At 68.0% G+C, this 13,300-nt stretch carries 11 protein-coding genes; 1 reads left to right on the top strand and 10 read right to left on the bottom strand.

The features are described from left to right. Nucleotides 1–486: DUF222 domain-containing protein (locus G1H11_RS22890; protein ID WP_163820945.1), on the bottom strand; the 486-nt coding region annotated here is incomplete at its 3' end. 365 nt (nucleotides 487–851) lie between these two features. Here G1H11_RS22890 and G1H11_RS22895 point away from each other — a divergent pair. Beyond that, nucleotides 852–1,718, top strand: coding sequence for a GNAT family N-acetyltransferase (locus tag G1H11_RS22895; protein WP_163820946.1), 867 nt, complete (start codon nucleotides 852–854; stop codon nucleotides 1,716–1,718). An 89-nt stretch (nucleotides 1,719–1,807) separates the two neighbouring features. Here the strand turns inward: G1H11_RS22895 and G1H11_RS22900 are convergent, their stop codons facing one another. From G1H11_RS22900 to G1H11_RS22940, 9 genes are all read right to left on the bottom strand, one after another. Next, the gene (locus G1H11_RS22900) at nucleotides 1,808–2,722 is read right to left on the bottom strand and encodes an SDR family oxidoreductase (protein WP_163820947.1); all 915 of its coding nucleotides are present in this window, start codon (nucleotides 2,720–2,722) and stop codon (nucleotides 1,808–1,810) included. A 130-nt stretch (nucleotides 2,723–2,852) separates the two neighbouring features. Next, nucleotides 2,853–4,592 (bottom strand): 2-isopropylmalate synthase, encoded by a 1,740-nt coding sequence (gene leuA / locus G1H11_RS22905; RefSeq protein ID WP_163820948.1) that lies wholly within the window; start codon nucleotides 4,590–4,592, stop codon nucleotides 2,853–2,855. 233 nt (nucleotides 4,593–4,825) lie between these two features. Continuing rightward, nucleotides 4,826–5,770 (bottom strand): GTPase Era, encoded by a 945-nt coding sequence (era, locus tag G1H11_RS22910; RefSeq protein ID WP_163820949.1) that lies wholly within the window; start codon nucleotides 5,768–5,770, stop codon nucleotides 4,826–4,828. Nucleotides 5,771–5,782: 12 nt separating this feature from the next. Continuing rightward, nucleotides 5,783–7,693, bottom strand: coding sequence for a DUF7937 domain-containing protein (locus G1H11_RS22915; protein WP_163820944.1), 1,911 nt, complete (start codon nucleotides 7,691–7,693; stop codon nucleotides 5,783–5,785). 107 nt (nucleotides 7,694–7,800) lie between these two features. Beyond that, on the bottom strand, nucleotides 7,801–9,675 hold the full coding sequence (locus tag G1H11_RS22920; RefSeq protein ID WP_163820950.1) for a DUF7937 domain-containing protein: 1,875 nt from the start codon (nucleotides 9,673–9,675) through the stop codon (nucleotides 7,801–7,803). Between the two features lie 370 nt (nucleotides 9,676–10,045). Beyond that, the gene (locus G1H11_RS22925; protein ID WP_163820951.1) at nucleotides 10,046–10,396 is read right to left on the bottom strand and encodes a cytidine deaminase; all 351 of its coding nucleotides are present in this window, start codon (nucleotides 10,394–10,396) and stop codon (nucleotides 10,046–10,048) included. Beyond that, nucleotides 10,393–11,682, bottom strand: a complete 1,290-nt coding sequence (locus G1H11_RS22930) for a hemolysin family protein (RefSeq protein ID WP_216844056.1) — start codon at nucleotides 11,680–11,682, stop codon at nucleotides 10,393–10,395. Before G1H11_RS22930 ends, G1H11_RS22925 begins: the two co-directional genes overlap by 4 nt. Before the next feature lie 25 nt (nucleotides 11,683–11,707). After that, nucleotides 11,708–12,172 (bottom strand): rRNA maturation RNase YbeY, encoded by a 465-nt coding sequence (gene ybeY / locus G1H11_RS22935; protein WP_163820953.1) that lies wholly within the window; start codon nucleotides 12,170–12,172, stop codon nucleotides 11,708–11,710. Then, nucleotides 12,169–13,221 (bottom strand): PhoH family protein, encoded by a 1,053-nt coding sequence (locus G1H11_RS22940; RefSeq protein WP_174257901.1) that lies wholly within the window; start codon nucleotides 13,219–13,221, stop codon nucleotides 12,169–12,171. The genes ybeY and G1H11_RS22940 overlap by 4 nt, the downstream gene beginning before the upstream one ends. Between the last annotated feature and the right edge of the window lie 79 nt (nucleotides 13,222–13,300).

Consider the following 13,300-nt stretch of genomic DNA (forward strand, 5'->3'; position numbering starts at 1 on the left):
CACATCGGGCGGCAGGCGGGCCATCGTCTTCGAGATCACGGTGGCGTGATCGGTGGAGATCTCCCCCGCGGTCAGGGCGGTGTGGGTGGCCGGCATCGACCGTGATGTGCGTGGCCCGGCGGCGGGGTTGGCGGCGTAGTCCTCGACCGGAGCGGGTGGAGTGAGCCGGTGCGCCAGATCCACGTTCGTTTTGGCGGTGCCGGGGCGCATGCGTAGCGCATCACGCAGCCACGCCGTGGTGGACGACGCGCCGAGGCGGCGGCCGAGATCGCGGGTGTCGGCCTCGGCGAGAAACCGCAGGAACAGCTCGGCCTGCTTCGCCGCCAGCGCGTGCGCACGCACCAGCACCTCAGCCAGGTCCTCATCGCCCAGCCCCCGCGCGTGCACCTCCCGGCCGTCCGCGAGCACAGCGTCCGCAGCGTCGAGCACACCCACCACCGGGTGCACCCCACCCCCACCGCTGCTGTAACCGCCATCCTCAAACATGTGTTCGAGCATACCGGCAGCCACCGACAAGGTCCCGGGCATCAACGCGGTGAACCCGCGGAGTGCCGCCTCGAACACGTGATTACCCAACCTGGCAAGGGTGACCTTGACTCACTAGAGCCAACGAGCCTCGAACACAGGCCCAGCCGGTGAATCTCCATCACCAAGAAGCGACCTGCCTAAGGGGCAGCATCTCCGTCGGCAACGGCCGCCTGATGCGCCACCCGGGCGTGGAATACGGGTACGAGAGGTGAGGCTCCTGGTCGAGGAGCATAGACATCAGAGGCGGCCACAAACCAGTGACCGAACCCGAGCCGCTCAAAACCCAGATGCGGACTGACGACGCGGTGGTATTTGATAGTCGTATGGTGATTGCGTTGGGCATGCCGGGAGTCGACGGGCTGAGCGAAGCTGTGGGCGTGCTGCGGGAATGGCAGGACGACGGCGCGCCGTGGCAACTGCATCCGGGGGATTTGGGCTGGTTCTGGCAGTTCGGTGCAGAGGCGACGGCCGCGGCGGTCCGCACCTGGAGCCGGGACAGACAGATCCTCGCAGTTGGGCTGCTCGACGGCCCCAAGCTTCTGCGGCTGACGATGGCGCCAGACGCCCGGCGGAACGAGGAACTAGCGCAACAGCTGGTTGAGGACATCACCGAACCGCGGCGCGGCGTACTGTCCGAGGGGAGGGCGAACGTCGAAGCGCCGATGGACGCACTCCTCCAAGATCTGCTGGCCAAGCACGGCTGGAACACCGACGAGCCGTGGACGCCGCTGCACCGCGACCTCACGGAGCCGGTGAAGGAACCGGGTGTGCGGATCGAGGTGACCAGGCCCGCGCAGGCGCACGTGCGGACCGCCGTTCATCGGGCAGCTTTCGACGGGTCGCTGTTCACAGATGAGCGCTGGCACGCGATGGCAGCCGGACTGCCGTACACCGATGCCCGGTGTCTGGTCGCGTACGACGACCAGGGAAACCCGGTAGCGGCGGTGACCACGTGGTCAGCAGGTCCCGGTAAGCCCGGGTTGATAGAACCGATGGGCGTACACCGGGAACACCGCGGTCACGGCTACGGCAAGGCGATCACCATCGCCGCGGCGGCAGCACTCCAGGAAGTGGGCTCCTCGAGCGCGATCGTTTACACCCCCAGCTCCAACATCGGCGCCGTCGCCACCTACACGGCAGCCGGCTTTCGGCAGCGCCCGGAGATTAGAGACCGCTACCGGGGCGCCTAATGCTCAGGAGGAACTAGTCATGCATCCCGCGTCCGCGCACCACCGACCGACGTGCCGCCACCGAATGCCGCCGAGCCGCAGATGAACCATCAGCGGTAGCCGGTGACGTCCGCAGACTTGCCGGCATCTTGCACCTCGACGAGATACCGCCACGCGTCGGGCCGGCTGCCGTCCAGATCGGTGAAACCGTAGACCTGCGCCAGTTGCCCGCTGGACAGGGACTCTCCGTTCCAGCGCGACACATCGGGATCTCCGGCCAGCGCGGCCACGGCTCGCCCCACATACCGGGGCGTCTCCGAGATAGCGAAATGCGGCTGGTCGCTCAGCGCATCTCGCCAGTTCTCCTCGCGAACGCCGAATGCCTCCAGCATGATTTCCGAACGCAGCCAGCCTGGGGTCAGGGACACCGCGGTGGCCCCAAAGGGAGCGAGCTCCTTCGCCTGCGCGAAACCCATCCGGATCACCGAGGTCTTGGCCAAGTCATAGAAGAAGGAGACCCGGTAATTGGTGGAGTTGTACTCGGCGGTGCCGTCGGTGACCTCGACCACCAATCCTCCCGGCCGCCTGATCAGCAGCGGCAGAGCGAGATGGCTGGTGATGATGTGCGTGTCGATAGCCAGCCGGAGAATGCGCAATCCCTTGTCCAGCGAGTGCTCCCAGAGTTTGTCATCCCAGCTGAACAGCAGTTCGCCGCCCCAGATGTCGTTGACGAGCACGTCCAGCCGGCCATGATCCCGGTCGATGCGCTCCACCAGCGCCTGCACCTGGCTATGCTCCAGGTGGTCCACCGCCACCGGAATACCATGCCCGCCGGCAGCGGTCACCAGTTCCGCCGTTTCCTCGATAGTCTCTGGGCGGTCCATTTCCGAGCGCCGTTCGCGCGTACTCCTGCCCGTCACATAGACCGTGGCGCCAGCCGCGCCGAGTTCGACGGCGATACCCCGTCCCGCGCCGCGCGTCGCACCGGCCACCAGCGCGACCTTGCCTTCCAATGTATTCCTCATGTTGGTGAGCTTGGCACCAAACCCTGACAACCACTGTCACGAGTTACGTCGTCATCGGTCACCGACGAATATTTCCCTGAACTGGCATACCCGGGGCACTCGCCCGTGACCGACGCGGGAGGATGGTCAGCTACCTCGCGGAGCGATTGACGGCGCTGACGATCGCCTTGAGCGACGCGGTGACGATGTTCGGGTCGACCCCGACACCCCAGTACACGTCACCGTCTACGGAGCACTCCAGGTACGCGGCGGCCTTGGCGTCGGCACCCGAGCTCAACGCGTGCTCGGCGTAGTCGAGGACGCGCACCTCGTAGCCGGTGTCGGCCAGCGCGTTGACGAACGCGTCGATCGGACCGTCGCCGGACCCGTGGAGAGTGCGACGCTCGCCGTTCACGTAGACGCCGACCTCGAGCACGTCGCGCTCGCCCGCGGCCGAAGAGGTGTGCACGGAATTCAACGCCAGGGGCGTGGTGCGCTCTAGGTACTCCGCATTGAAGATGGCGCCCATCCTGGCCGGGTCTACTTCCCCGCCCTCACCGTCGGTGACGGCCTGGATGACGCCGGAGAACTCGACCTGCAGCCGGCGGGGCAGGTCAAGCTGGTGCTCGGACTTCATCACGTAGGCGACGCCCCCCTTCCCGGACTGCGAGTTGACCCGGATCACGGCCTCGTAGGTGCGCCCGACGTCCTTCGGGTCCACCGGTAGGTACGGGACCTCCCAGGCGAAGTCGTCGACCGCGGTGCCGGCGTCCTTGGCGTCACGTTCCAAGGCGGCGAATCCCTTGTTGATCGCGTCCTGATGGCTGCCGGAGAACGCCGTGTACACCAGATCGCCGCCCCACGGGTGCCGCTCGGGAACCCGTAGCTGGTTGCAGTACTCGACCGTGCGCCGGATCTCGTCGATGTCGCCGAAGTCGATCTGTGGGTCGATGCCCTGCGTGAACAGATTCATTCCCAGCGTGACCAGGCAGACATTGCCCGTGCGCTCCCCATTGCCGAACAGGCAGCCCTCCACCCGGTCGGCACCCGCCAACAGGCCCAGCTCGGCTGCCGCCACACCGGTTCCGCGATCGTTGTGCGGATGCAGCGACAGGATCATCGATTCGCGGTGCGGGAGGTTGCGGTTCATCCACTCGATGGAGTCCGCGTAGACGTTGGGCGTGGCCATCTCGACGGTGGCCGGCAAGTTGACGATCATTTTGCGGTCCGGCGTCGGCTCCAGCACATCGGCGACAGCGCCACAGATCTCCGCCGCATAGTCCAGCTCCGTACCGGTGTAGGACTCCGGGGAGTACTCCCAGTAGATCTGCGTGTCCGGGGTGATCGCCTCGGCGTACTTGAGCGCGGTTCGCGCTCCGTTGGTGGCGATGTCGGTGATGCCGTCCCGATCCAGCCCGAAGACCACCCGGCGCTGCAGGATGGATGTGGAGTTGTAGATGTGGACGATGGCCTGCTTGGCCCCGCGCAGAGACTGGAAGGTGCGCTCGATCAGCGCGTCACGGCATTGGGTCAGCACCTGGATTGCGACGTCGTCGGGAATATGCCCGCCCTCGATCAGCTCGCGGACGAAATCGAAATCCGTCTGGCTGGCCGCCGGAAAGCCGACCTCGATCTGCTTGTAACCCATCCGGACGAGCAGATCGAACATGCGCTTCTTGCGCTCGGCGTTCATGGGGTCGATCAGTGCCTGGTTCCCGTCACGCAGATCGACAGCGCACCAATCCGGCGCGGCCTCGATTCGGCGGGTAGGCCAGGTGCGGTCGGGGAGATCGACCGCGATCTGCTCGTGGAACGGACGGTACCGGCGGGCCGGCATGCGGGAAGGCTTCTGTACGGGCGGCCACGCCACGGTGGCATCAGCGGGATTCATGCGAAAGGCTCCTGATATGCGGTCGACATAAGCGCGACCGGCAGCGCGAACTCACCGCGGGGAGGGAGCCGGTCTAGCGAACCTCACCGCGGCAGCTAAGAAGGAGGCCGAAGCGCCGCACGAAAGACGACTCTACGCCATCGGCTTCCCGACGCGCGACCCCGGCGCCCGGTGACGGCACGTCCCAGGCTTGCTGCCGCGGAACGACGACGAGGCTCCACCCAGGGACCGCCTCAGAAGCCGAGGCGGCCGAGTTGCTTGGGATCGCGTTGCCAGTCCTTCGCCACCTTGACGTGCAGGTCGAGGTACACGGGCGTGCCGAGCAACCGCTCGATGTGCTGGCGTGCCCGGGTACCGACGTCACGCAGCCGGGCACCTTTCTTCCCGATGACGATCGACTTCTGGCTGTCCCGCTCGACATAGATGTTGACGTGCACATCGAGAAGCGGCCGATCAGCGGGGCGGTCCTCCCGCGGGATCATCTCCTCGACGACCACCGCGATGGAGTGCGGCAGCTCGTCCCGGACTCCCTCCAGCGCCGCCTCCCGGATCAGCTCCGCGACGAGCGTCTCCTCCGGCTCGTCGGTCAGGTCCCCCTCCGGGTACAGGGGCGGGCCGGGGGGCATCTGCGCGAGCAGCAGCCCTGCAAGGAGGTCCACCTGCTGACCTGCGACCGCCGACACCGGGACGATTTCGGCCCAGTCCAGGTCCAGCTCGGTTCCGAGCTCCGCCACCGCCACCAGCTGTTCGGCCAGCCGGTCGTCGGACACCCGGTCGGTCTTGGTGACCACCGCGATCTTCGGCGTACGGGCGATGCGAGCGATCTCGGAGGCGATGTACCGGTCACCGGGGCCGAGTCTCTCGTCCGCCGGGATGCACAGGCCCACCACGTCGACCTCGGCCCACGTGGTGCGAACGAGATCGTTGAGGCGCTGGCCCAGCAGAGTGCGAGGGCGGTGCAGCCCCGGGGTGTCCACGAGGACCAGCTGGCCGTCGTCGCGATGGACGATCCCGCGGATGGCATGCCGCGTGGTCTGTGGCCGGCTCGACGTGATGGCCACCTTCTGCCCGACCAGCGCGTTGGTCAGCGTGGACTTGCCCGCGTTGGGGCGGCCCACGAAGCAGGCGAAGCCGGAGCGATACTCCGGCGGGCTGGTGCCGTCATCGAGAGAAGTCACGCCACGAGTCTCTCATTGACTGGAACGCCGGCGGAGCGCGTCATCGACGGCGGGATCGCCCAGCTTGCCGAGCCACTCCAGCAACGCGGGATAGGCCGCGGGGTTGGCGGCGACGTACGGGCGGAGGGCCGGCTCCTCCGCCGTGATTCTCGCGAGCGTCGACTGCGGAGTCTCCGGGTCCGACGCCGTCTGTGCGCTCCAGCGCCCGCTGGACTGCTCCGGCGAGCCCGCGGCGTCCGCACCGTCTCCGCTGTCAGCGTTGTGTGCGCCATCTGCGCTGCGTGCATCGCCGGACGTGTCAGGATGCACGTCCCAGATGGACTCGTCCTCCACCTGCACATCGACCTCGGGGGACCGTGGCTGGGCGTGTGCCCGCGCATCCCCTGGCACCGTATCGCCCGGCACCGCTGCTCCGGATTCGGCGTGGCCCGGCGCCGTATCGCCCGGCTCAACGACCGCGGATTCAGCGTTCCCGGATTCGGCATCCCCCGGCGCCGCTTTCCCGGATTCGGCATCTCCAGACACAGCTTTCCCGGGCCCAGCTTGCCCAGGCACGGCATCGGCCGCCGCCGCATCCGCGGACGTGTCCCCGGACGAGGAGCGTCCGCTGACGGACGTCGTTCTCCCGGCAGCCGGTGCGCTGTGTACTGGCGGAGGCGGGGGTGGTGAGGAACTCGAGTGAGGACCCGTCGGATAGGCGACCGAGTCGACCACGGCACCTTCGACATCCACCTCGCCGAGTTCGTCCTGAACTGATCGAGGCACGGTCAACACGACGACGATCACGGCTGCGAACACGAACGACATACTCATCGTGGTCGCGGCATCGACAGTGACCACGGTGGAATCCGACACACCGAGAACCGCCATGGTGACCAGTGCCAGCAGGAACAGGCCGAGCGCTGCGCCAAGAGCTGCGGGACGGCCGGCGTTGGCGTCCTTCACCAGGGCGTTGCGCCCTATGGCGGCGACCACCATGACGATCAGCGACAGGACGAGTGCGGTGATGTACTGGCCGCGGGCAGCCACGTCGTCGACGATCCGGAAGCCGAAGATCAAGACCGCCAGCACCGCTACCAGCGTGATGGTCTGAAACAGCCGCACCGGCAGCCGCACCCACCGAGCGGCTCCGGCGGGCGGTGGATGAGCGACGGCGAGACCGGCCGCCGCGGCGGCGGCTCCGAGGGCGGGCCAGAGCAGGAATTGCGGTCCGGCCAGCCGCAACGACCACTCGTCACCCATGGTGTCACCGGCTGCCGACGCCCACAGCGCCGCCAGAAGACCTACGCCACCCAGCACGATGGTGACGTCGCGCCAGACGCTGTCGCCGACGGCGAGGCCACGCACCGCGATCAGGGGAACTCCGACGAAGAAGACCGTTGCGAGGATATCAACGGCGACGTCACCCCAGCCCCTGTCACCACCCGACTCCGCCAGGAAGAGCACGGTGCTCACCAGGCCCATCAACACGCCCAGCGCGGCGATGGCGACGGTGATGCCCTGCCACAACCGCCCGTCGGCGGTACTTTCGTGCTGCTCCGAAGCACGCCCCTGCGCGGCCAGCAGAGCCCCGACCATCCCGACGGCCAGGCCCACGCCGACACCGTCACCGTATCGGAGGTCACCCACCGTGGTGTCACCCACATAACCCGACACCAGGGCCATCACGACGACGGCGATATACGGGGCGTTGGCGAGCAGCCGGACCACGCGGAGGCGCTCGGGAGCCAGCGCGAGACCCCTGGGCAACACCGACGCCGATCTCAGGTATGGCAACGCCAGGGAGATGATCGACAGCAGCGTGACCGGAATGAGGTAACCGTGGCCGGTCCCCTGGTGGTGCAGGTCCCACGCCATGCCCAACGGCAAGAGGAGGAACAGTACGGCCAGCGCATCGCGTACGTAGTCACCAACGGGAATCACATGCCGATCCTCTCTTCTGCATGGGCGTGGCCGCCCCGGAAACCGGCAGAAACGGCGATGCCGCGACCAGGCTGTCGGCCGGCCGCGGCATCACTCGCAGACACGATTCACCGGGACGATCGGCGTCCAAGAGCATCGTCCACGGCCGGATCGCCGAGCTGTCCCAGCCAGTCGAGAAGCTCAGGATAGGTGGACGGATTCAGCGCGATGTTCGGCCGCAGCGACGGCTCCTTGGCGGCGATGTCGGCCAGGGTCTGCAACGGAGTGCTCGGGTCCGAGGCGATGGCGGCTGTGTAGCCGGACGCCGACGGCGCTTCGGGTTCCGGCGCGGCGGGAGCTGCGGGCTCCCGTGTGCTCATCACCTGGGTAGCGTCGTCCGTAGTGCCCATCACCTGAGTGGCGTCATCGGTGCCGCGTCCGGCGTCGTGCGCACCGGAGCGCGGAGCGGCCTTGTCATCGGTGACCGGCACATCGGCCGGCTCTTCGGCCGCCGCCGGGTCCACCTGGCCCGCCGGAGCGGTCGCCGGCAACACCTGGGTAGCCCCGTCGTCCGGGGAGGCGCTCGCCCGCTCGGGCTCCGGCTTCCCGGTCTCTGGGGTGCCACTGCGGGACGTACTGGCATCCGGCTTGGCAGCCCGGTCGTTCTCCACGTGCCGCGACGATGCCTTAGACGCGTCAGCAGGCGCCGTCCGTGCGGAGGCCGGCCGAGCGGCCGAGGCGGCCGTCCCTGCTGTCGCTCCTGCTGTCGCTCCTGCTGTCGCGCCAGCCGGGGACGCCGCACCCTGGGCGCCCTGCCCAAGCGTGAACTGCCCCAGCTCCTGCCGGACCGTCGCAGGAGCGGTCAAGGCGATCGCGATGGTGATCGCGAAGACGAACCACGCACTGATGACCGTGGCGGACACGACGTCGACCACGGACGACTCGGAGGTTCCGAGAACAGCTGCCTGGACGATGCCGATGATCACCATCGCGCCGGCTACGCCCATCGCCACCGGTCGCCCGGCCGCGGCATCGCCGGCAATGGCGTTACGGCCGACGAAGGCAGCGGCGACCGCGATCAGGGACAGCACAAGCACGGTGATGAGCGGCCCACGTCCCGCCTCGTCCTCGATCAGCGAGAATCCGTAGTAGAGCACCGCGAGCGTCGCGATCACGACGGTCGTGTCGAACAACCGGCCCACCAGGCCGATCCAGCGACGCGCACCTGGAGCCGCGCGCATAGCCAGGACGACGCCCGTGGCCACCACGGCCGCACCGATGGCGGGCCAGAACAGGATCCGCGGACCGTCCAGGCGCAACGACCAGACGTCGTGGACCGTCTCGTCGGCGCCGAGCGCCCAGAAGGCCGACATCAAGCCGACGACGCCGAGCACCACGGCGGTATCGCGCCAGGCGACCTCACCACGGTAGAAGCCGGCAGCAGCCAGCGCGGGCACACCGACGAAGAGGATCATCGCGACGAGGAGCGCGATCAGCTGGCTCCACTCCAGCGAGTCCCCTACGTCGATCATGAAGATGACAACGCTGAGCACGCCGAGCACCACGCCGAGGCCGGCCAGCCCCAGCGCTATCAGCCGCCAGAGGGCACCGTCGCTGGCCCCCGTCGCCTGCTCGGACGAGCGGCCTTGAGCCGCGAGCACCGCGCCTACCAGGCCGATCACGACACCGACACCGACGCCGTCGCCGATGTCGACGCCGCCCGCGCCGGTGTCGCCGAGGTAGCCGAGGGCCAGAGTGACCAGCACCACGATGAAATACGGTGCGTTCGCAACCAACCGCACCAGACGCAACTGCGCCGGAGCGAGAGTGGGCGGCAGCACCCCGGCAGCCTTGAGATAGGGCAGCGACAGCGACGCGACGGACAGCAGGGTGGCCAGGATGACGTACACCTTGCCGGTGGCGTTGTCCTCGAAGTCCCAGGCCATACCGAGCGGAAGCAGCAGGAGCAGCACGGCGAGGACGTCGCGGACGTAGTCCCCCACGGCAATGGCCGAGAATGGATTCGACCGGGTCGCGGCAGGTTGTCCGGGCTGAGTTCCCGGTAACGACGCGGTTCCCGGCTGCGCGGCTACCCCCTGAGAGACGCCCGGCTGGCCCCCGCTCTCCGGAGCCGGCGTGCTCCCCTGAGCCGTTGGGGCCAGTGGCTGGCCGCAGTTGGTGCAGAACGCGGTGCCGGTAGCACGCGCCCCGCAATTGCCGCAGAAGTTCATTCTCTAGTCTCCAGTCCCGTCGGTTGCCCTCGCTACCTGTTCGACCGAAGCGGAGGGCACGGCCCGCACGTTAACGTACTGACGCCACCATGAACAGTGCCCCCGCCGGGGGCCGGTCAAACGCTTCGCGACGGTTCGTCGTTCATGCTAGGCGCGTAGTGATCAATGTACCGTCGGTACCCGCCACGTGCACCGGAGTCCCCGAACCACCCAGATCGGTGACGGCGGTCACGTCGATCTCGCCGGGCTCGGCGCCGCTGACGACGGCCGCCGCCTCCAGTCCGCGCGCGCCGCTGGCGGAGGCGACGACGACGGCGGCCTGCAGCGCGGACAACGTCAGCGACGGCAGCGTAACGGAGGACGCGACATAGGTCCGGCCGTCGAGGTCTCGCACGGCAGCGCCCTCGGCGGACCGGTTGCGGCCGCGCAGGCTGCGCGCCAAGGTCACGATCTTCGCGTCCTCGGGGTCGAGCGCGGTGTCTTCCTGGCTCACACTTCCTCCTCTGCCCGTTCCACGGGCGCCCGGCGGACCTTCACCGTACTCACCCGGTTTCTGCGGCCAGTGGTGTCCTCCGCCTCGAGGAAGAGCTCGCCGACCTGGACCTGCGCGCCCGAGATCGGCACCCGTCCCAGATGCTTGGCGAGCAGGCCGCCGACGGTGTCCACGTCGTCGTCCTCCAGCTCGAGACCGAACAGCTCGCCCAGTTCGTCGACGTGGAGGCGGGCGCTGACCCGCACCATGTCGTCGTCGAGCACTTGAACCTGTTCCTCGGTGGTGTCGTACTCGTCGGCGATCTCACCGACGATCTCCTCGATGATGTCCTCGATGGTGACCAGCCCCGCGGTCCCCCCGTACTCGTCGACGACGATCGCCACGTGCGTCCGTTGTGCCTGCATCTCCCGGAGCAGGTCGTCGACCGGCTTGGAATCGGGAACGAACAGGGCGGGCCGGGTCACCGACTCCACCAGCTCACGTGTCTCGGCGGCGCGGTCGTCGTGCACGCGTTTCGCGGCGTCCTTCAGGTACGCGATCCCCATGACGTCGTCCAGGCCACCCGCGCCGACCACCGGAATACGGCTGAAGCCGCTGCGCAGCGCCAGGGACTGAAGCTGGCGCAGAGTCTTGTTCGCCTCGATGAACACCATGTCGGTGCGTGGGACCATGACCTCCCGCACCACTGTGTCTCCCAGTTCGAAGACGGAGTGGATCATCTCTCGCTCACCGGACTCGATGATCTTCCCGGCTTCCGCCAGGTCCACCATTTCCCTCAGATCGGCCTCCGTCGCAAAGGGGCCTTCGCGGAAGCCCTTGCCCGGTGTCAGCGCGTTCCCGAGCAGGATGAGCAGCTTGGGGATCGGCCCCAGGACCCTGGTGAGGGTCAGTAGCGGCCCGCCGAGCGCCAGCGCCACGCCCTCCGAGTGCTGGCGGCCGATGGTTCGCGGCGCCACACCGATCGCGACGAACGACACGACGAGCATCGCGCCGGCCGCGGCCAGCACGCTCTGCCATCGAGTGTCGAAGGCGGCCAGGCTCACCACGGTCACGATCACCACGGCCGTGATCTCCGCGGCGATCCTCAGCAGCAAAGCGGTGTTCAGGGCCGGCGCGGGATCAGCCAGCAGGCGCTGAAGCGGTAGCGCTCCCCGCCGGTTCGCCTTCACCAGCGATTCGGCCCGAGCTCGGGAGAAGCTCGTCAATGCCGCGTCCGCCATGGCGAAGAGACCAGCGACAACCACCAGAATGACCGCTGAGATGAGCAGCCACGCTGAACCGTTCACGGTCTGCACCCCTTGGTCGCCGCGCTCACGCCCGGCTCTTCCGGGCCGCGCGCCACTCGCCCAGCAATGAGTTCTGCAGTCCGAACATCTCTTTTTCCTCATCCGGCTCGGCATGGTCGTAACCGAGCAAGTGCAGAATGCCATGGGTGGTGAGCAGGTGAAGCTCGTCTTCCATACTGTGGCCGGCTCCCCGAGCCTGCGCCGCCGCGACCTGGGGACACAGGACGACGTCGCCCAGGAGCCCCTCCGCCGGTTCGGCACCCTCGGCCGGAGGCCGCAGCTCGTCCATCGGGAAAGACAGGACATCGGTGGGGCCGGGCTCGTCCATCCACTGCATGTGCAGCTCTTCCATCGGCTCGGGGTCGACGAGCATGATGGCGAGCTCCGCCTGGGGATGGATCCGTAGCTGGCCGAGCACGAACCTGGCGAGGTCGGACAGGGCCTTGACGTCGATCTCCGTGGTGGTCTCGTTGTTGACCTCGATGGTCACGAACGTCTCCCCGAGGAGCGCTGGCGGTCGCGGCCGCGCGAGCCGGCGTGCCCGCCTGCCCGGCCGTCGGGCTCGGCGTCGAACTTGGCGTAGGCGTCGACGATCTCGCTCACCAGCCGGTGGCGGACGACGTCGTGACTGCTCAGCCGGCAGAAGTGCACGTCCTCGATGCCGTGGAGGATACCTTCGACCACCCGGAGCCCGCTGGACGTGCCGGACGGGAGGTCCACCTGGGTGACGTCCCCGGTCACCACCATCTTCGAGCCGAAGCCGAGCCGGGTGAGAAACATCTTCATCTGCTCCGGCGAGGTGTTCTGGGCCTCGTCGAGGATGACGAACGCGTCGTTGAGGGTGCGCCCCCGCATGTACGCGAGCGGCGCCACCTCGATGGTGCCCTCGGTCATCAGCCGGGGGATGGACGCGGGATCCATCATGTCGTGCAGCGCGTCGTACAGCGGCCGCAGATAGGGGTCGATCTTCTCGCTGAGCGTGCCCGGCAGGTAGCCCAGGCGTTCGCCGGCTTCGACGGCCGGCCTGGTCAGGACGATCCTCGTGACCTGCTTGGCCTGCAGCGCCTGCACGGCCTTCGCCACCGCGAGATACGTCTTTCCCGTGCCGGCCGGGCCGATGCCGAAGACGACCGTGTGCTTGTCGATCGCGTCGACGTAGCGCTTCTGGTTCAGCGTCTTGGCCCGGATGGTGCGGCCGCGGTTGGACAGGATGTTGGCCGTCAGGATGTCGGCGGGCCGTTCCGTGGTGCGAGCCCTGAGCATGGCCACGGTGCGCTCGACGGCCTCGGGCGTCAGTCCCTGGCCGGTCCGTACGACGGCGACCAGCTCGTCGATGGCGCGTTCGGCCTCCGCGATGTCTCCCGGCTGGCCGGTCATGGTGATCTCGTTGCCACGCACATGGATGTCGACGCCCGGATACGACGACTCGACGACTCGGATGAGTTCGTCCGCGGAGCCGAGCAGGCTCACCATCGAGATACTCGATGGGACGACGATGGTGTGTTGGGCTCCCTCTGGAGCCCGTTCTAACTCGGTCATGGGTCAGCCCTGACGGGCCACGCTCACACTACCCTCCGGTCTCGGCCACTCGCCTGCTCTGGCTTCTGGCACCGTCCTT

The sequence above is a fragment of the Phytoactinopolyspora alkaliphila genome (assembly GCF_010550695.1).
In the GTDB taxonomy this organism is placed as follows: Bacteria; Actinomycetota; Actinomycetes; order Jiangellales; family Jiangellaceae; genus Phytoactinopolyspora; species Phytoactinopolyspora alkaliphila.

Coding starts and splice junctions, on each gene's coding strand:
- G1H11_RS22895 (WP_163820946.1), top strand. CDS start 852: ATGGTGATTGCGTTGGGCATGCCGGGAGTCGACGGGCTGAGCGAAGCT.
- G1H11_RS22900 (WP_163820947.1), bottom strand. CDS start 2,722: ATGAGGAATACATTGGAAGGCAAGGTCGCGCTGGTGGCCGGTGCGACG.
- G1H11_RS22940 (WP_174257901.1), bottom strand. CDS start 13,221: ATGACCGAGTTAGAACGGGCTCCAGAGGGAGCCCAACACACCATCGTC.
- leuA (WP_163820948.1), bottom strand. CDS start 4,592: ATGAATCCCGCTGATGCCACCGTGGCGTGGCCGCCCGTACAGAAGCCT.